Origin of the sequence: Streptomyces sp. NPDC001728 (assembly GCF_040297565.1) — a bacterium.
Taxonomy (GTDB): domain Bacteria; phylum Actinomycetota; class Actinomycetes; order Streptomycetales; family Streptomycetaceae; genus Streptomyces.
This window is the reverse complement of sequence record NZ_JBEOZK010000002.1, coordinates 412,130-428,769: the sequence shown is the minus strand read 5'-3', so window position 1 is coordinate 428,769 and position 16,640 is coordinate 412,130. Positions and strand designations below refer to the sequence as shown.

At 73.4% G+C, this 16,640-nt stretch carries 17 protein-coding genes; 7 read left to right on the top strand and 10 right to left on the bottom strand.

Annotation, left to right across the window (positions count from 1 at the left end; translation table 11 throughout):
- Positions 1-70: 70 nt before the first annotated feature.
- Entirely contained in the window at positions 71-1,177 is a 1,107-nt protein-coding gene (locus ABT154_RS04870) for a hypothetical protein (protein WP_351852854.1), read from the bottom strand.
- A 72-nt stretch (positions 1,178-1,249) separates the two neighbouring features.
- Between ABT154_RS04870 and ABT154_RS04865 the strand changes: the two genes are divergently transcribed.
- The gene (locus ABT154_RS04865) at positions 1,250-2,404 is read left to right on the top strand and encodes a cystathionine gamma-synthase (RefSeq protein WP_351852852.1); all 1,155 of its coding nucleotides are present in this window, start codon (positions 1,250-1,252) and stop codon (positions 2,402-2,404) included.
- Positions 2,405-2,508: 104 nt separating this feature from the next.
- Here the strand turns inward: ABT154_RS04865 and ABT154_RS04860 are convergent, their stop codons facing one another.
- Genes ABT154_RS04860 through ABT154_RS04845 form a run of 4 tightly spaced genes read right to left on the bottom strand, consistent with a single transcriptional unit; the run spans position 2,509 to position 4,087 of the window.
- Positions 2,509-2,700, bottom strand: coding sequence for a DUF1059 domain-containing protein (locus tag ABT154_RS04860; RefSeq protein ID WP_351852850.1), 192 nt, complete (start codon positions 2,698-2,700; stop codon positions 2,509-2,511).
- Positions 2,701-2,743: 43 nt separating this feature from the next.
- Entirely contained in the window at positions 2,744-2,995 is a 252-nt protein-coding gene (locus ABT154_RS04855; RefSeq protein WP_351852848.1) for a hypothetical protein, read from the bottom strand.
- Positions 2,992-3,486: a sigma factor-like helix-turn-helix DNA-binding protein gene (locus ABT154_RS04850; protein WP_351852845.1), complete on the bottom strand. Its 495-nt coding sequence runs from the start codon at positions 3,484-3,486 to the stop codon at positions 2,992-2,994. Before ABT154_RS04850 ends, ABT154_RS04855 begins: the two co-directional genes overlap by 4 nt.
- 31 nt (positions 3,487-3,517) lie before the next feature.
- The gene (locus ABT154_RS04845; protein WP_351852842.1) at positions 3,518-4,087 is read right to left on the bottom strand and encodes a MarR family winged helix-turn-helix transcriptional regulator; all 570 of its coding nucleotides are present in this window, start codon (positions 4,085-4,087) and stop codon (positions 3,518-3,520) included.
- Between the two features lie 146 nt (positions 4,088-4,233).
- Here ABT154_RS04845 and ilvA point away from each other — a divergent pair, with 146 nt between their 5' ends.
- Positions 4,234-5,463, top strand: coding sequence for a threonine ammonia-lyase (gene ilvA / locus ABT154_RS04840; RefSeq protein ID WP_351852840.1), 1,230 nt, complete (start codon positions 4,234-4,236; stop codon positions 5,461-5,463).
- Positions 5,464-5,725: 262 nt separating this feature from the next.
- Here the strand turns inward: ilvA and ABT154_RS04835 are convergent, their stop codons facing one another.
- Positions 5,726-6,301, bottom strand: a complete 576-nt coding sequence (locus ABT154_RS04835; RefSeq protein ID WP_351852837.1) for a helix-turn-helix domain-containing protein — start codon at positions 6,299-6,301, stop codon at positions 5,726-5,728.
- A 209-nt stretch (positions 6,302-6,510) separates the two neighbouring features.
- Here ABT154_RS04835 and ABT154_RS04830 point away from each other — a divergent pair, with 209 nt between their 5' ends.
- Positions 6,511-7,554: an ATP-binding cassette domain-containing protein gene (locus tag ABT154_RS04830; protein ID WP_351852835.1), complete on the top strand. Its 1,044-nt coding sequence runs from the start codon at positions 6,511-6,513 to the stop codon at positions 7,552-7,554.
- Complete coding sequence (locus tag ABT154_RS04825; RefSeq protein WP_351852833.1) at positions 7,551-8,357, top strand: ABC transporter permease; 807 nt, start codon at positions 7,551-7,553, stop codon at positions 8,355-8,357. Before ABT154_RS04830 ends, ABT154_RS04825 begins: the two co-directional genes overlap by 4 nt.
- 11 nt (positions 8,358-8,368) lie before the next feature.
- Here the strand turns inward: ABT154_RS04825 and ABT154_RS04820 are convergent, their stop codons facing one another.
- The 4 genes from ABT154_RS04820 to ABT154_RS04805 all read right to left on the bottom strand — a co-directional run bounded on the left by ABT154_RS04820 (position 8,369) and on the right by ABT154_RS04805 (position 14,317).
- The gene (locus ABT154_RS04820) at positions 8,369-10,660 is read right to left on the bottom strand and encodes a protein kinase domain-containing protein (RefSeq protein WP_351852832.1); all 2,292 of its coding nucleotides are present in this window, start codon (positions 10,658-10,660) and stop codon (positions 8,369-8,371) included.
- A 21-nt stretch (positions 10,661-10,681) separates the two neighbouring features.
- The gene (locus ABT154_RS04815; RefSeq protein WP_351852829.1) at positions 10,682-13,129 is read right to left on the bottom strand and encodes a serine/threonine-protein kinase; all 2,448 of its coding nucleotides are present in this window, start codon (positions 13,127-13,129) and stop codon (positions 10,682-10,684) included.
- A gap of 99 nt (positions 13,130-13,228) precedes the next feature.
- Positions 13,229-13,726, bottom strand: a complete 498-nt coding sequence (gene greA / locus ABT154_RS04810) for a transcription elongation factor GreA (RefSeq protein WP_351852826.1) — start codon at positions 13,724-13,726, stop codon at positions 13,229-13,231.
- A 189-nt stretch (positions 13,727-13,915) separates the two neighbouring features.
- Positions 13,916-14,317 (bottom strand): DUF4307 domain-containing protein, encoded by a 402-nt coding sequence (locus tag ABT154_RS04805; protein ID WP_351852823.1) that lies wholly within the window; start codon positions 14,315-14,317, stop codon positions 13,916-13,918.
- A gap of 98 nt (positions 14,318-14,415) precedes the next feature.
- Between ABT154_RS04805 and mca the strand changes: the two genes are divergently transcribed.
- From mca to ABT154_RS04790, 3 genes are all read left to right on the top strand, one after another.
- Positions 14,416-15,297 carry a mycothiol conjugate amidase Mca gene (gene mca / locus ABT154_RS04800; protein WP_351852820.1) on the top strand — a complete coding sequence of 294 codons (882 nt, stop codon included), beginning with the start codon at positions 14,416-14,418 and terminating at the stop codon, positions 15,295-15,297.
- Complete coding sequence (locus tag ABT154_RS04795; RefSeq protein WP_351852817.1) at positions 15,298-15,534, top strand: hypothetical protein; 237 nt, start codon at positions 15,298-15,300, stop codon at positions 15,532-15,534.
- A gap of 880 nt (positions 15,535-16,414) precedes the next feature.
- Positions 16,415-16,558: a hypothetical protein gene (locus ABT154_RS04790; RefSeq protein ID WP_351852815.1), complete on the top strand. Its 144-nt coding sequence runs from the start codon at positions 16,415-16,417 to the stop codon at positions 16,556-16,558.
- Positions 16,559-16,640 lie beyond the last annotated feature (82 nt).

Genomic DNA, 16,640 nt, shown 5'->3' with positions numbered 1-16,640 from the left:
GGTCCCGGTCCCGGTCCCGGTCCCGGTCCCTGAACTGTCCCGGTCGACGAGGCTCCCGCGAGCCCCGCCCTCAGCGCGGCAGCGTCGCCGGGCTGCCGCCGTTCGCCTCGTAGCCCGCCACCGCCAGGTTCCGGCACACCGTGTACTCCGCCGCCGGGTCCGCGCTCAGCGTCCACGGCACCGCGCCCACGTGCCCGTCGACCCGCACCAGCTGGTGCATGGCCTCCGACCAGCGCTGCGCGCGCACCAGGAACCAGACGAGCAGATGGCGGACGTGCGCCAGCATCGGGTCGTCCGGCCGGGCCGAGTGCACCGCGTACAGCGCACCGTCCATCGCCTTCGACACCACGGCCGTACGGAAGAAGTCCTGCACGAGCACCACGTCCGGCACGTGCTCGTACACCGCGAACAGCGGCAGCGCCGCGAGCAGCGACCCCCGGGGGGCGCGCGCCGCGGCCGTCGTCGCGAAGTGGTCGGCCTCCTCGCGCGAACCGTGCCACTTCTCGCACCAGTAGTGCAGGGCCGCCAGATGCGCCCCCATGTGCTGCGGCGCCCGGTCGATGACCTTCGCCCACACCTGGTCGAACTGCTCGTGGCCGTAGCCCAGACCGCGTGCCACGGCCAGCTGCGTGATGTAGGGGACGGGGTCGCCCGGGGCGAGCAGCGCCGCCTCCTCGGAGACCTTCAGCCCCTCCTCCAGGATGATCCGGAAGTCGTCCGTACCGGCCGCCGACGACCGCCACGCCTGCTGCACCAGGAACTCGGCGTGCACGGCGGCGCCGCCCGCGTCCTTCGGGGCCTCCGCCCGCCAGGTCCGCAGCCACGCCCCGCCGACGCCCGGCCGCTGCTGGAGCTCCAGCGACGCGGCGCCCGCGAAGGCCTGGACGCGCTGCCAGCGCACCTCGCCGTCCTTGTCGGTGGCGTCGAGCAGCCGCGAGGCCGGCCGCCAGTCCTGGGTGGCCTGGACGATGTCGAGCACGTGCAGAAGCTCGTCGTCCGCACCGGGAAGCCGCACGTCCAGCTCCTCCTGACGCGCGAATCCGTACGCGTCCGGGTCCGCCGCGTCCGGCGTGCCCGGCGCGACCTGACGGATCCCGCCGGCGCGGCGGCGCAGCACGTAGGGCCCGAGGACACCGAACAGCAGGCCAAGGGCGATCAGGAACCAGAGAATCTCCATGTGTCCATTGTCCAGGACACCCGATGAGACGATCGCGGCGGCGGGCTCCGCTCGGGACTACGCTCCTGACCCATGAGCGACCAGCACTCCCATCAGAGCTTCGAGACCCGCGCGATCCACGCGGGCAACACCGCCGACCCGCTGACCGGCGCGGTCGTCCCGCCCATCTACCAGGTGTCCACCTACAAGCAGGACGGCGTGGGCGGGCTGCGCGGCGGATACGAGTACAGCCGCAGCGCCAACCCCACCCGTACCGCGCTCGAAGAGAACCTGGCGGCCCTGGAGGGCGGCCGGCGCGGTCTCGCCTTCGCCTCCGGTCTGGCCGCCGAGGACTGCCTGCTGCGCACGCTCCTCGCGCCGGGCGACCACGTGGTCATCCCGAACGACGCCTACGGCGGCACGTTCCGGCTGTTCGCCAAGGTCGTGCGGCGCTGGGGCGTCGACTTCTCGGTGGCGGACACCTCCGACGTCGACGCGGTGCGGGCGGCCGTCAACGACCGCACGAAGCTGATCTGGGTCGAGACCCCCTCGAACCCCCTCCTCGGCATCACCGACATCGAGGCCGTAGCGGGCGTCGCCCGGCAGGCCGGCGTGAAGCTCGTCGTCGACAACACCTTCGCCTCGCCGTACCTCCAGCAGCCGCTGGCCCTCGGCGCGGACGTCGTCGTGCACTCGCTCACCAAGTACATGGGCGGCCACTCCGACGTCGTCGGCGGCGCACTCGTCACCGCCGACGAGGCACTCGGCGAGGAACTGGCGTACCACCAGAACGCGATGGGCGCGGTCGCCGGTCCGTTCGACTCGTGGATCGTGCTGCGCGGCATCAAGACCCTCGCGGTCCGCATGGACCGGCACAGCGAGAACGCCGGGAAGATCGTCGAGATGCTGACCCAGCACCCGAAGGTCACCCAGGTCCTCTACCCGGGTCTCCCCGAGCACCCGGGCCACGAGATCGCGGCCAAGCAGATGCGTTCCTTCGGCGGCATGATCTCCTTCCGTGTGGAGGGCGGCGAGGAGGCGGCCGTCGCGGTCTGCGACCGCGCGCGGCTGTTCACGCTCGGCGAGTCCCTCGGCGGCGTGGAGTCCCTCATCGAGCACCCCGGCCGGATGACCCACGCGAGCGTCGCGGGCTCCGCCCTGGAGGTCCCCGCCGACCTCGTCCGCCTCTCGGTGGGCATCGAGAACGTCGACGACCTGCTCGCGGACCTGCGCCAGGCGCTGGGCTAGTCCCTACGGTGACCGCCGGGCGTCCCCGCCGGGGCGTCCGGCGTCCGGGGCGTGAGGCGTCCGGGGCGTGAGGCGCCGCCCCGCGAAGGTGCGTCCCGCACCCGTCAGGAGCCCGCCACCGGTTCCTTCAGGCTGGCGCGGATCTGCTCCCGCATCGCGGGGCTGTCCTGGTGCTCATGGACGGAGACCATGTGCTCGGCTGCCGCCCGGATCACTTCCTCCTCCTCGCCCGAGATGTAGAGCGAGCAGTTCGACACACTGGGGGTGTCCCGGCAGTCGGTTGCTTTCCTGGTCATGTCGACCTCCTGACCATCGGCTCCTCCCAGGTTAAGCCCGTGCTCACCAGCCTTCGAGCGGCGGAGTCGTCGCGGCGGGCGGGACCTCCCACGGCCGGACCGCCGACGCCCACACCACGAACGCGAACACGGCGAGCACACCCAGGGCCCACAGCACCCGGCGCGCCTTCCCGGCCAGCCGCAGCCGCCGGGACCCCCGCTCGGCCGCCCGGCGCCCGAGGTCGCCCGGCACCGGCGGGTGCGGGGTGTCGAGGAGCCGCCGGACGGCGTCCTCCCGGTCCTCGTACCGGCTCACGCGGCCGGCTCCCGCCGTACCGGCACCGGCCGGGCGGCTCCCCGCCGGGCCGCCGCCCCGAGCGCGGCGACCGCGCGGGCGCAGACGGCGCGCACGCGGGCCTCGGGCAGCCCGAGCAGTGCCGCGAGCTGCTCCTCGGCGACCCCCTCGTACAACCGCAGGACGACGACGAGCCGTTCCCTCGGGTGCAGCGTGGCGAGCACGCCCCGGCCACCGCGGTGCCGCCACGCGGTGCGCGCGAAACGGGCGGCGAGATCGGACCGCGTCAGCTCGTACGGGTCCTCGCCGCGCAACCGGCCCCACACCGCGTAGGTATGCGCCAGCGAGGCCGTCAACAGGGCCTGGGCGTAAGGGTTGTGGGAGCGGGTCTCGGCGGTCAGCAGGGTCGCGGCGTGCAGCAGCCGGCCCGCCGCCCCGGCCACGAACGAGTCGAACTCCCGGGTGCGGTAGGCGCGTTCGGCCTCTCTGGCGCTGCTCCGACGCTCTCGCACCTCCTCATCTGAGGGCAGCGCGAGGGCGGGGTCAAGAGGTCGGCGCGGACTCGCTTCCAGCGGCCTTCCCGGCATCGGCGCCGCTCACGGACCCCGCGGCCGATCCGCTGCCCGTTCCCGCCGTCTGACCCGACTGCCGCGCGGACAGCGCGGTGTTGAAACGCGTGAGCAGCGTGCAGAACGACTCCCGCTCGTCCGGCGTCCAGCCCTCGGTGACCTCCACCATCAGCTGGCGCCGCGAGGAACGCACCTCCTCCAGGCGGGCGAGACCGCGCTGCGACAGCTGGAGGACGACCGCCCGCCCGTCCTCCGGGTGCGAAGTCCGCTTCACCAGACCGGTGTCGACGAGCGGGGCGACCTGCCGGGTGACGGTCGACGAGTCGATGCCCATCCCCGCCGCGAGCGCCTTGACGCCCATCGGGCCTTCCTGGTCGAGCCGGTTGAGGAGGAGATAGGCGGCGCGGTCCATCGAGTTGCGGAGCTGGCCGGTCCCGCCGAGGCGGGTCTGCTCGGCCCGCCGGGCGAAGACGGCCACCTGGTGCTGGAGGGCATCGAGGAGACCGGGGTCGAGCGCAGTCGTCATGTCCTGAGATGTGGGCATGGCTGTGGGTCTCTCTCGTGCGGGGGCCGGTTGGTGGGGGACAGAGTACGCGGCCCCGGGGAGGTCCGTACCGGGCCTGCGCAAACCCGCTGCGGCCCCCGCCCGCCGGGCGGCCATCAGGGCCGTGAGCTGCGAGACTTGCTGTCATGAGCTTCCGTGGGCCAGACCCCTTGCACCGCCTGATGCTCGATGACGTGCGGGGGGCGCAGAAGATGCTGTCCGGGGTGGCCCGGGTGACGGCCATGGAGGGCAGCCGCCATCTGTCCGCGCTGGTGGGAGCGCCCGTACAGCTCAAGTGCGAGAACCTCCAGCGGACCGGTTCCTTCAAACTGCGCGGGGCGTACGTGCGGATCGCCGGCCTGCGGCCCGAGGAGCGGGCGGCGGGCGTCGTCGCCGCCTCGGCCGGCAACCACGCGCAGGGCGTCGCGCTCGCCTCGAAACTGCTCGGGGTGCACGCCACCGTCTTCATGCCCGTCGGCGCCCCGCTCCCGAAGGTCGCGGCGACCCGGGAGTACGGCGCCGAGGTCCGGATGCACGGCCATGTCGTGGACGAGACGCTCGCGGCGGCGGAGCAGTACGCGCGGGAGACCGGCGCCGTCTTCATCCACCCCTTCGACCACCCCGACGTCATCGTCGGGCAGGGCACGGTGGGCCTGGAGATCCTGGAGCAGTGCCCGGAGGTCCGGACGATCCTTGTGGGCGTCGGCGGCGGCGGGCTCGCGGCCGGCATCGGCCTCGCGGTGAAGTCGGTGCGCCCGGACGTGCGGGTGATCGGGGTGCAGGCGGAGGGCGCGGCGGCCTACCCGCCGTCGCTGGCCGCCGGGCACCCGGTGGTGGTCGAGTCGCCGGTGACGATGGCCGACGGCATCAAGGTGGGGCGGCCGGGCGACGTGCCGTTCGCGCTGGTCCAGGAGTACGTCGACGAGGTCCGTACGGTCACCGAGGACCAGCTCTCCTCCGCGCTGCTGCTCTGCCTCGAACGGGCCAAGCTCGTCGTCGAACCGGCGGGCGCGAGCCCGGTGGCGGCCATCCTCGGCGACCCGAAGGCCTTCCGGGGGCCGGTGGTGGCGGTGCTCTCCGGCGGCAACGTCGACCCGCTGCTGCTCCAGCGCATCCTGCGGCACGGCATGTCCGCCGCGGGCCGCTATCTGAGCCTGCGGCTGCGGGTGACGGACCGGCCGGGGGCCCTCGCGATGCTGCTCGCGGTGCTCACCGTCGTCGACGCGAACGTCCTGGACGTGAGCCATGTGCGGACCGACCCCCGGCTCGGCCTGACGGAGGCGGAGGTCGAACTGCACCTGGAGACGAAGGGCCCGGAGCACTGCCGGGAGGTGGAGGAGGCACTGCGGGACGCGGGCTACAAGATCCTGGGCTGAGGGCCGCCCGCGGGAAGTCCCGCCCGGCGCCCCCGTGGCCCCGGAATCCCGGCAGGACCCCCGGAGCCCCGGAATCCCGCCCGGCGCCCCCGTGGCCCCGGAATCCCGGCAGGACCTGCCCGTGGCCCCGGAATCCCGCCCGGCGCCCCCGTGGCCCCGGAATCCCGCCGGGTGCCCCCCGTAAGACCCGGGAATCCCGCCGGGCGTCCCGTGGCCCCCCGGAGACCCGCCAGGCGCCCCCGGAGACCCGGCCCCCGCCCCCTCACCCCAGCCGACGCGCCCTGTTCGCGCGTGCGAGCAGCGTCGCCAGCCCGCCGACCAGCGCCCCCACCACGACCAGGCCGAGGGGCTGGAGCGGCGGGACGTGCTCGGGCCGGTCGCCTCCCGGCCCCCCGCCCGAGCGCGTGCCCGCCGCCGCGCCGACCAGCGGCGCCTCCGTCCGCACGACCCCCGTGCGCGCGGCCGTCTCATGGGCGAGGGAGCGTTCCAGGCGGATCAGCAGCGGCCGGGGGTCCTGCCCCGAGGCCGCCGCGAACTGCTCGACCGCGATTCGCGTCGGCAGCTGCTTCTGGTTCAGGAACCGCTCCCAGGAGGAGCGGCTGTAGTGGGTGCGTTGCGCGAGCTGCCCGTAGCTCAGCTCCGCGCTGCTCTTGATCCTGCGCATCTCGGCGGCGAGCTCCGCCCAGGGCGTCGCCTCGCAGCCCTCGGATCCGGCGCACCCGCCGGATCCCTCCTCCGCACCCCGCGTCCGTCCCTCCGCGATCGCCTCCGTCCCGTCCGTCCCGCCGGTGATTCCCATGCAGCCGGTGCCACTCGTGCGGTGCGTTCCGACCGTCATCTACGGTTCCCCCGATTCCGTCGTACTCCGTGTCAGGGCCCCAGCTTCCCCCGCCGATCCAACAGCCCTCCAACAGCCCTCCAACGGCGCCCCGAGCCGCCCCACCACCACCATGATCATGTGTCGTGGATCACAAATCCGCTGGGCGGAAGCCGCCCGGTGTGCCTACGATCGGTGGAATACGCCCGAATCTCCCTGGGGGAATCGACATGCCAGGCGCGATCTACGCCGAGGGTCTGGTGAAGACCTTCGGCGACGTACGAGCCCTGGACGGAGTGGACCTCGACGTGCCCGAGGGCACCGTCCTGGGCCTGCTCGGTCCGAACGGCGCCGGGAAGACCACCGCCGTGCGGGTCCTGACGACCCTCCTCCTGCCGGACAGCGGCCAGGCCCTCGTCGCCGGGATCGACGTGCTCGAACACCCCGACCGGGTGCGCCGCGCGATCGGGCTTTCCGGCCAGTTCGCGGCCGTCGACGAGTACCTCACGGGCCGCGAGAACCTCCAGATGGTCGCCCGGCTCTACCAGATGAAGGCGAAGGCGGCGAAGGAGCGGGCCGGCGAACTGCTCGACCGCTTCGGTCTCGCCGACGCCGCCGACCGCCCGGCGAAGACGTACTCCGGCGGCATGCGCCGGCGGCTGGACCTCGCGGCCGCCCTGGTCGTCTCCCCGCCGGTCATGTTCATGGACGAACCGACCACCGGCCTCGACCCCCGGAACAGGCAGGCCCTGTGGGAGGTCATGAAGGAACTCGTCGCGGGCGGCACGACGCTGCTGCTCACCACCCAGTACCTGGAGGAGGCCGACCACCTCGCCCACGACATCTGCGTCGTCGACCACGGCAAGGTCATCGCGCGCGGCACCTCCGACCAGCTCAAGGCCCAGACGGGCGGCGAGCGCGTCGAGGTCGTCGTCCAGGAGCCGGGGATGATCCCCGACGCCAAGGACGTCCTCGCCCGCTACGGCATCGCGGGCATCGGCCACGGCGAGGTCTCCGTCGAGGAGCACACCCGCAGGCTCACCGTCCCCGTCGCGGGCGGCGCCAAGCTGCTCGCCGAGGTCATCCGGGACCTGGACGGCCTCGGCGTCGAGATCGACGACATCGGACTGCGCCGCCCGACCCTCGACGACGTGTTCATCTCCCTCACCGGCCACGCGGCCGAGCTGGCCGAGGAGAACGGCGAGGACCCCGGCCCGGCGGGGCCGGACGGCCGGGGCCGTGAGCGCGCGGAGGAGAAGGAGACGGCGGCGTGAGCAACACCAGCGACTCCCTGGTCATCGCCAAGCGGAACCTGATCCGCATGACCCGGATCCCCGAGATGATCCTCTTCGGGCTGATCCAGCCGGTGATGTTCGTGATCCTCTTCACGTACGTCTTCGGCGGCTCCATGCAGATCGGCGGCAGCACCGACCCGGACGTCTACAAGAACTTCCTGATGGCGGGCATCTTCGCCCAGACGGTCACCTTCGCCACGGCCGGCGCGGGCGCGGGCATCGCCGACGACATGCACAAGGGCCTCATCGACCGCTTCCGCTCGCTGCCCATGGCCCGGGGCGCGGTCCTCACCGGCCGTACCCTGGCCGATCTCGTCCAGACCGCGCTGACCCTGCTGGTCCTCGCGATCGTCGGGCTGATCATCGGGTGGCGCCCCGGGTACGCGGCACCGACCAACTTCGCGAAGATCCTCGCCGGGTTCGCCCTGCTGCTGTTCCTCGGCTACGCCTTCACCTGGATCGGCGCCCTGATCGGCCTCTCGGTCCGCACCCCGGAGGCGGCGACCTCGGGCGGACTGATCTGGCTCTTCCCGGTCACCTTCATCTCGAACGCGTTCGTGGACTCCAGCAACCTGCCCGGCTGGCTCCAGCCCATCGCGGAGTGGAACCCGTTCAGCGCGACCGTGCAGGCCTGCCGAAAACTCTTCGGCGACCCGGGCCTGTCACCCTCCGACGCCTGGCCGATGCAGAACCCGGTGTGGGCGTCGCTGCTCTACTCGATCCTGATCGTCGCCGTCTTCCGCACCCTGTCCGTCCGCAAGTACCGCAACGCAGCCGGCTGACAGCCGGACGGTCACGGCAGGTACGCGGAGGACACCAGGCCGTCGGGGAGGGCGAGGAAGACCACCCCTCCGGCGGCCAGGGCGTCCCCGGACGCCTCCTGATCGAAGTCGTCGGGCAGATTGATCCGGTAGTCCTTCGACGCACCGGAGCCGGAGACCGGATGGGACTCGACCGTGCCCCGGCCCGCGGTCACCACCCGGTCGCCCACCAGATAGACGCGGTCCGTGGCCCTCGTCTGCCGCCGCCACCGCTCCCGGCCGCTCCCCAGGTCGTACGCGACGACCTCGGCGTTCCGGTCGACGACGGCGACGAGACCGTCGGCGTTCACCGCCGGTCCGGCCGAGACCGCACTGCCCAGGGTGCGCCGCAGCCGCAGCGTCCCGGCGTCGAGCACGCCGATCGCGCCGTCATGCCGGCCGGAGCACAGCACACTGCCGCTCTTCTCGTGGACGGTGACGCCGCCGCAGTCCTCCGTGCCGCGCGCCACGGCCCTCCCGGTCCGCGCGTCCAGCGACAGCGGGACGCGTCCCACCGTGACCAGCACCCGGCCGCCCGCCGCGACCGGCTGCTCCGGAAGGCCGTCCAGCGGGGAGTGCCACAGCTCCTCCCGGCGGTCGAGGCGGACGGCGGTGACGAGCCCGGTCCGTTCGTCGCGCTGGTTGACGTACGTGGAGTAGAGGACCCCGTCCAGGAGGTCCGTGCCCTTCACGGCCCACTCCTCCCCGGGTCCGGGGACGCCGCCCAGCTCCCGGCCGTCCCGGAGCCCGTACGCGACGACCCCGTCCGGACCCGTCACGTACGCGGTGTCGCCGACGACCGCCGGGTACTGCGGCCCGCTGCGCAGCCCCTCACCCCGCCCCGGCACCTTCCACAGCTGCTTGCCGTCCGCCGCGCCGAGAGCGGTGACCGCGCCGCCGTTCCCGGGGCAGACGAGCACCTTCGGGGAGAGGGCGCAGGCGCCGACGCCCTGCTCGACCTCGGCCGTCCAGGGCGCCCAGTCGGCGGGCCGGGACGAGCGGCCGGTCGCGGACCCGCCGAAGTCGCCGGTGTGTCCCGGGCCGCCGTACGGCAGGACGACCCGGTCCAGCGCGACGGGCGCCGGAGTCCCGGTGCCGCTGGCGCCGGGGCCGCCGCTCGCGCCGGGTCCGGCGGCCCCGCCGGTCGACGCGCCCCCCGTCCCGTCGGTCCGGTTCAGCAGCACCGCGCCCGCCGTCGCCAGGACGGCCACCGCCACCGCGCCCGCCACGACCGCGCCCCAGGGGCGGCGGCGCTCGACGGGGGCGGCCGGGACCACCGGCCGGCCGGTCATCGCGGTGGGGGAGTACGGCACCACGGGGCCGAGCGTCGGCAGGTCCGCGACGCCCGCGCCGGAGGCCGCCGCCTCCCCGGCCTCCCGGGCCGCCTCCCCGTACGAGGCGCAGAGCGAGAGCACACCACCGGGCCAGGGGAAGACCTCGGCACCGGCCCCACCGGCGTCACCGCCACCGAACAGCGCAGCCACCTCCGCCGCCGTCGGCCGCCCGGCCGGGTCGAGCCGCAGACACCGCTCGACGACCGGCCGTATCTCCTCCGGCACCCCGTCCAGGTCGGCGTCGGCCCGGATGATCCGGTAGACCACCGCCGCCATCTCGTCGTCGTGGAAGGGCCCCCGCCCGCTCGCCGCGAACGCGAGGACCGCGCCCAGACAGAACACGTCCGAGGCGGGCACCACCGCCCGGCTGCCCTCCAGGTGCTCCGGCGACATGAAGCCGGGCGAGCCCACCACCAGACCGGTCGAGGTCAGGGCCGTCGCCTCGAAGGCCTGCGCGATGCCGAAGTCGATCAGCCGGGGCCCGGCAGGCCCGAGCAGCACGTTCGCAGGCTTGAGGTCCCGGTGCAGCACCTTCACCGCGTGCACCCCGGCCAGGGCGGTGGCGAGAGCGGCCCCCAGGGCCCGTACGGCGGGGACGGGCAGCGCCCCCGTCCGTACGACCGCCTCCGCGAGCGAGGGACCGGGCACGTACTCGGTCGCCAGCCACGGCGAGGGCGCGTCCGCGTCGGCGTCCACGAGCCGCGCCACCCCCGGCCCGTCCACGGTCCGCGCCGCCGCGATCTCCCGCCGGAACCGGGTCCGGAAGTCCCCGTCGACCTCCAGGTCGCTCCGTACGGTCTTCACCGCGACCATCCGGTACGGATCGGCCGTCGGCGTGTCCGCCCGGCAGGCGAGGTGCACCTCGCCCATGCCGCCGGCGCCGAGCCGGGCGAGCAGCCGGTAGGGGCCGACGAGCGTCGGGGGCTGCCCCGGGGGCAGAGCTTCCAGCACCGAACAGGTCCTTCCGGACGGTTACTTGGGGAGTTCCACGGAGGCCACGGCCCCCTTGTCGTAGACGATGTACGCGATCCCGCCGACCGGCAGCACCTCCGGCGGCCGGACCTGCTTGCCGATCGTGATGCCCGTGGAGAGGTCGAAGGCCTCCTCCGGTACGCGCGGCCGGGGCGCCCCCGGGACCGCTGTGACCTCCAGACGGCCCGGCTTCCCGTCGGCGCCGAGCCGCACGGTGTAGAGCGCGGAGAAGTCGGCGTACACGACCCGGTCACCGGCGAGCAGCGGCGACGACCAGCTCTGCGCGAGCCCCGCCGGGGTCTTCCCGACCGGGAAGGAGGCGAGCTCCGCGCCGGTGCGCGGATCGAGGACGTGCAGGCCCTTGTCCCACGTCACGAGCGTGCGCGGACCGACCGCCGTGGGGACGGTCCCGTCGAGCGGGGCGGGCAGGGAGGCCTTCGAGGCGAGGGTGCGGGCGTCGAGCAGATGCAGGCTGGTGTCCGTGTCGGTGCCGGATCCGGCGCCCGCGCAGTACGCCGATGCGCCGAGCACCTTCAGGTTCCAGCACGCGCGGGCGTCCGGGTCGACCTGTCCGAGCTGGGTCCCCTCCTTCCCGTCGTAGGCGACGAGGCCGCCCTGGCTGTGGGCGTAGACGACGCCCTTCGCGTAGGCCACCGGCTCGTAGGCCTGCCGTTCGGCCGAGCTGATCTCGGCGTTGGTGAGCGCCTTCGACCAGAGGACCCGTCCGTCGGCGAGCGAGAAGGCGGTGAGAGCGACCCGGTCCGAGCTGACGTCCGAGGCCACCTCGGTCGCGGCGAAGACGGTGCCGTCGGCGACCACGGGGCGGCTGTCCCAGAGCAGTTGGGGGCCGCGTGCGGGCTTCCTCCAGCGCACCGCGCCCGTGCGGGCGTCACGGACCTGGAGCTCGAAGCCCGAGACGAGGACGACGGCGCCGTCATGGACGGTGGGACGGGTGGCGCCCCCGGCGGCGAAGGGGTAGCCGGTCGGGCTGATGTAGGTGCTGCCGGGCGTGTCCGGGGGGAGGGCCACCTCCCACAGCTTCTTCCCGCTCGCCGGGTCCAGCGCCTCGAACCGTCCGTCCGTGGTCCGGCAGACCAGCACCTTGTCGCCGGCCGAGCAGCCGAGCGCCGGCGCGCTCAGCTTCCCCTGCCAGGGCTTCCAGCCGGCCGGCCGCTGGGCGGCGTTCTGCGGGACGACCCCGGAGGCGTCGGCGAGCCCCCGGTCGTCGACGCCCGGGACGCGCGGGGCGGCGGGCGGCGCGGCCTTCGCGGGGGACTTGCCCGTCCCGCCCTCCGGCCACAGGAGGTACGCGCCGACTCCACCGGCCACCACCGCCAGGGCCACGACGGCCGCGACCAGCCGCCGGCGCCGTCCGCGCGGGGGAGCGGCGGGCGGTGCGGGCGGCGAGAGCGGTGCCTGCGTCGGTACGGAGTGCAGCCCGGGGACCGCCGGGTCCACCACGGGCCCCCGGGGACCGACCTCGACGAGCGGGCCGCCCGAGGCCACCAGTTGGGCCAGCTCCGTCCCGTACGCGCCGATGTGGTCCCGTACCGCCTCCGGCCACGGGAAGACCTTGGGCGCCCCGCCGCCGAGGAGTTCCGCGAGCGCCTCCGGGGCGGGCCGGTCCGCCGGGTCGAGGGCCAGACAGGCGGCGACCGTCCCGCGCAGTTCCTCCGGGACCCGGCTCAGGTCGGCCTCGGCCTGCGAGACCCGGTAGAGGACGGCGGCGAGCGGCCCGTCGCCGAAGGGGTCCTCGCCGGTCGCCGCGTAACAGAGGAGGGAGCCGAGGCAGAAGACGTCGGAGGCGGCGGTCACCCGCCGGGCCCCGGCCACGTGCTCGGGGGACATGAAGGCGGGCGTGCCGACCATCACCCCGGTCGCGGTCATGGTGGTGGCCGTGTTGCTGCGGGCGATGCCGAAGTCGATCAGCCGGGGGCCTTCGACGGAGAGCATGACGTTGCCGGGCTTCAGGTCGCGGTGCAGCACCCCGGCCCGGTGCAGGTCGGCGAGGGCGCGGGCCACGTCGGCGCCGAGCGCGCGGACGGTGGCGACGGGCAGCGCGCCGCCGCGCCGCACGGCCTGCGAGAGGCTGGGTCCGGGGACGTACGCGGTGGCCAGCCAGGGCACCTCGGCGTCGGCGTCGCCGCCGACGGGCGCGGCGGCGTAGCGGCTGTCGACGAGCGAGGCGATCCGGATCTCACGCCGGAACCGGTCCCGGAAGGCGGGATCACCGGCGACGTCCCGCCGCACGGTCTTCACGGCGACGAAGGTCCCGCCCACGGCGGCCCCTCCGGCCCGGCCCGATTCCGGCGCGACGCCCTCAGCGCCGCCGTCACCCCGCCCGAGGTACACCTCGCCCATGCCGCCCGCCCCGAGCCGGGCGAGCACCTCGTACGGTCCGATCCGGCGTGGCGCCCCCTCGCGCAGCGGTCCCAGCACTCGGTCCATCCCCCTTGTGACGCGATGTCAGGCCGCATCATGACACGCGTGTACGACGTGAAGGGCCGGACCCCCGTGGGGTCCGGCCCTTCACTCGGAACAGGCGCCTCAGCCGGTGTACGGCTTCGCGCTCAGGATCTTCACCGTGGCCTTCTTGCCGTTCGGCAGCTCGTACTGGGCGTCGTCGCCGGCCTTCTTGCCGTTGACGCCGACGCCGAGCGGCGACTGCGGCGAGTAGGTCTCGATGTCACCGCTCGCGTACTCGCGGGAGGCGAGCAGGAAGGTCATCGCGTCGTTCTCGTCGCCGTCGAAGGCGATCGTGACGACCATGCCCGGCTCGACGATGCCGTCGTCCGCCGGCGCCTCGCCGACCTTGGCGTGCTGGAGCAGCTGGGTGAGCTGGCGGATCCGCAGCTCCTGCTTGCCCTGCTCCTCCTTGGCCGCGTGGTACCCGCCGTTCTCGCGCAGGTCGCCCTCTTCGCGTGCCGCGGCGATCTTGACGGTGATCTCGGTACGCGCGGGACCAGACAGGTACTCAAGCTCGTCCTTGAGCTTGTTGTACGCCTCCTGGGTGAGCCAGGTGACGTTGTCGCTGGTCTGGGTCACGGGTGCTCCTCGTAGGTACTGGGAATACAAAGCATCGCCCTACACGGGAAAGCTGTGCGTCCCGGGTGGGCGAAACCACGAGCCTAACAATGAGTGGCGAAAAGCGGGAGGACATAAACCATCAGGATGGCGTCATCCCAGGTCACCGTGGTGACCCGCCGGGACTCGACACCACGTCCCTACCCACCGCTACCGGGCCGTACACCCGATCAGCTCGGCGCTGGTCGCGCGGGCGGTCGTACGGAGCGAGAAGACGCGGTCGACCCGGGTGTCGGGGTCGTCGACCCGGACGTCCTTGCGGGCCACCTCGGCGCCGTCCTCGGAGCGCGAGCGCAGGGTGCAGACGCCCTTGACGCCCTCGTCCTTGCGGATCTCCAGGTGCACCTGGACCTCGGTGGAGCTCACCACGTCGAACTTGATCATCTCGGCGCTGATCTTGTTGTCGACGACGTAGTGCCAGCCGAACCAGCCCATCATGCCGAGGAAGAGCACCCCGAGCACCGCTCCGGTGATCTTGAGCTTGCGGTCCGCCGCCTCGTCCGCCGAGCGACCGTAGCGCCCCTCGGGCAGCTGCTCTCGCACCGCGCTCATGATCGATCCTCTCGAAGCCGGGGGTGGCGGAATTTTCACCCCCCCGATTCCGTCACTATAGAGACCACCCTCCGCGTCGAATCACTGAGGATCGAGTCTTGACTGAGCAGCTGCGACTGATGGCCGTTCACGCCCACCCCGACGACGAGTCGAGCAAGGGTGCGGCCACGATGGCCAAGTACGTGTCCGAGGGGGTGGACGTCATGGTCGTGACGTGCACGGGCGGCGAGCGCGGCTCGGTCCTGAACCCCCAGCTTCAGGGCGACCCCTACATCGAGGCGAACATCCACGAGGTGCGCCGCAAGGAGATGGACGAGGCCCGCGAGATCCTCGGCGTCTCCCAGCACTGGCTGGGATTCGTCGATTCGGGTCTGCCCGAGGGCGACCCGCTGCCCCCGCTCCCCGAGGGCTGTTTCGCCCTGGCGGACGTCGACACGGCGGCCGGGACGCTGGTCCGCGAGATCCGTTCCTTCCGTCCGCAGGTCATCACGACCTACGACGAGAACGGCGGCTACCCGCACCCCGACCACATCATGACCCACAAGATCACGATGGCGGCCTTCGACGGCGCCACCGACGCCGAGAATTACCCGGAGGCCGAGTTCGGCCCGGTCTGGCAGCCCCTGAAGCTCTACTACAACCAGGGCTTCAACCGCGCCCGCACCACCGCCCTGCACGAGGCGCTCCTCGCCCGCGGCCTGGAGTCCCCGTACGGCGAGTGGCTGGAGCGCTGGAAGGAGTTCGAGCGCACGGAGCGGACCCTCACCACCTTCGTTCCCTGCGCGGACTTCTTCGAGATCCGCGACAAGGCCCTCATCGCCCACCGCACCCAGATCGACCCCGACGGCGGCTGGTTCCGGGTGCCGATGGACATCCAGAAGGAGGTCTGGCCGACGGAGGAGTACGAGCTCAGCAAGGCGCTGGTGCCCACCTCCCTCCCCGAGGAAGATCTCTTCGCGGGCATCCGCGACAATGCATAGATGAGCGCACATCTGGCACTGACCCAGCTCGTCCCCTTCGCCGCCGAAGAGCTGGACAAGAACAAGGTGACCCCCGGCGTCCTCGGGTTCGTCGTCTTCGCCGTCCTGGCCGTCGCGGTCTGGCTGCTGATGAAGTCGATGAACCGCCACATGGGCAAGGTCTCCTTCGAGGAGGCCCCGGACCCGACGGCCCCCGGCACGGACACGCCGGCGACTCCGGCCGCCGCGGGGAAGTAGCCACGACGCCCCCCGTCCCGTACCTCGGTGGTAAGGGACGGGGGGCGGACGCGTGTCCGGGCGACTGAGCCTCCGGGCGACCGTGCGTCTGGGCGGTCCGAGGTCCAGGGGGCCCACGGGTCAGGGAGGGCCGCGCCTCTGGGCCGGTCCGGGGTCCGAGGGGCCCACGGGTCGGGGAGGGTCACACCTCCGGGCCCGTCCGGGGCCATCCGCGGGTCAGGGACGACCGTGTCTCCGGTCCGGTCCAGTCCGGTCCGAGGCCCAGGGACCCACAGGTCCGGCACGACCGCCTCCCGCTTGCACCCCACCGGCACCCCCAGCACCTCCCGCGCCTGACGCTGCGGCACCAGCCCCAGGTCCCGGGCCTGCCAGGGCGTCTACGGGAGCACCCCCCGGTCCAGGACCACGCCGTACGCCTCGGCGCAGCCGTCGAGGCGCGGATCACGGGCCGGATGCCGGCCCGCGACCAGCGCGGCGAGCTCCTCCCTGGCCGTCGCCGTCCCGGGCTCCGGATCCGGCCCCGCCGGCCTCGGCCGCCTCCACCGCCCGCACGTACCCCGCGTACTCCTCCGCCGCGCCCGCCGCCATCACGCCCAGCGCGTCCCTGCCCCGCGCGAGCAGCGTCTCCGCGTCGGCGCGAGGGGGCGGAGGAAGGGGGAGACGGGTGCGGCCGGATGGGCCCCAGTGACCGCTCACGAGCTGGCAGGGCATCCGCGGGTGGTGCATCCGGCCCGGAGGTGGGGAAGGTTCCGATCGGTCCGCGGACAACGACTGTCCGGGCGCTGCCGGTCAGCTGTCGAAGGCGGGGACTCTCCGTCCTGCATGACCCCAAGATCGACCGTTCGGCCATGCCGTCAACCGCAAGCGCGTCGAGCGGTTGATGCACGTCAACGGGATCGAGGGCCGACACCTGCGCAGGCGCAGGCGCGCCACGATCGCCCACCGACTCGCGCATGACCTCTACCGCCGGGAGTACACCGACCACGCGCGCGTGACCCGCGCCGACCCGACCCCGGCCCGCTGAGCGACGGCGAGCAAGACAGCTCGGCGGTTCGGCCCGGCCCCGTTCATACGCTGCCTCCGTGGCGCATGGGCGGGCGTCGGCG

Bases quoted from the DNA above. Each gene is read 5' to 3' on its own strand.
- ABT154_RS04845 (WP_351852842.1), bottom strand. From the start codon at position 4,087: ATGCCCACATCTCAGGACATGACGACTGCGCTCGACCCCGGTCTCCTC.
- ABT154_RS04865 (WP_351852852.1), top strand. From the start codon at position 1,250: ATGAGCGACCAGCACTCCCATCAGAGCTTCGAGACCCGCGCGATCCAC.
- ABT154_RS04790 (WP_351852815.1), top strand. From the start codon at position 16,415: ATGCACGTCAACGGGATCGAGGGCCGACACCTGCGCAGGCGCAGGCGC.
- ABT154_RS04795 (WP_351852817.1), top strand. From the start codon at position 15,298: ATGAGCGCACATCTGGCACTGACCCAGCTCGTCCCCTTCGCCGCCGAA.
- ABT154_RS04860 (WP_351852850.1), bottom strand. From the start codon at position 2,700: ATGACCAGGAAAGCAACCGACTGCCGGGACACCCCCAGTGTGTCGAAC.
- ABT154_RS04835 (WP_351852837.1), bottom strand. From the start codon at position 6,301: ATGACGGTCGGAACGCACCGCACGAGTGGCACCGGCTGCATGGGAATC.
- ABT154_RS04805 (WP_351852823.1), bottom strand. From the start codon at position 14,317: ATGAGCGCGGTGCGAGAGCAGCTGCCCGAGGGGCGCTACGGTCGCTCG.
- ABT154_RS04830 (WP_351852835.1), top strand. From the start codon at position 6,511: ATGCCAGGCGCGATCTACGCCGAGGGTCTGGTGAAGACCTTCGGCGAC.
- ABT154_RS04870 (WP_351852854.1), bottom strand. From the start codon at position 1,177: ATGGAGATTCTCTGGTTCCTGATCGCCCTTGGCCTGCTGTTCGGTGTC.
- ABT154_RS04815 (WP_351852829.1), bottom strand. From the start codon at position 13,129: ATGGACCGAGTGCTGGGACCGCTGCGCGAGGGGGCGCCACGCCGGATC.
- ilvA (WP_351852840.1), top strand. From the start codon at position 4,234: ATGAGCTTCCGTGGGCCAGACCCCTTGCACCGCCTGATGCTCGATGAC.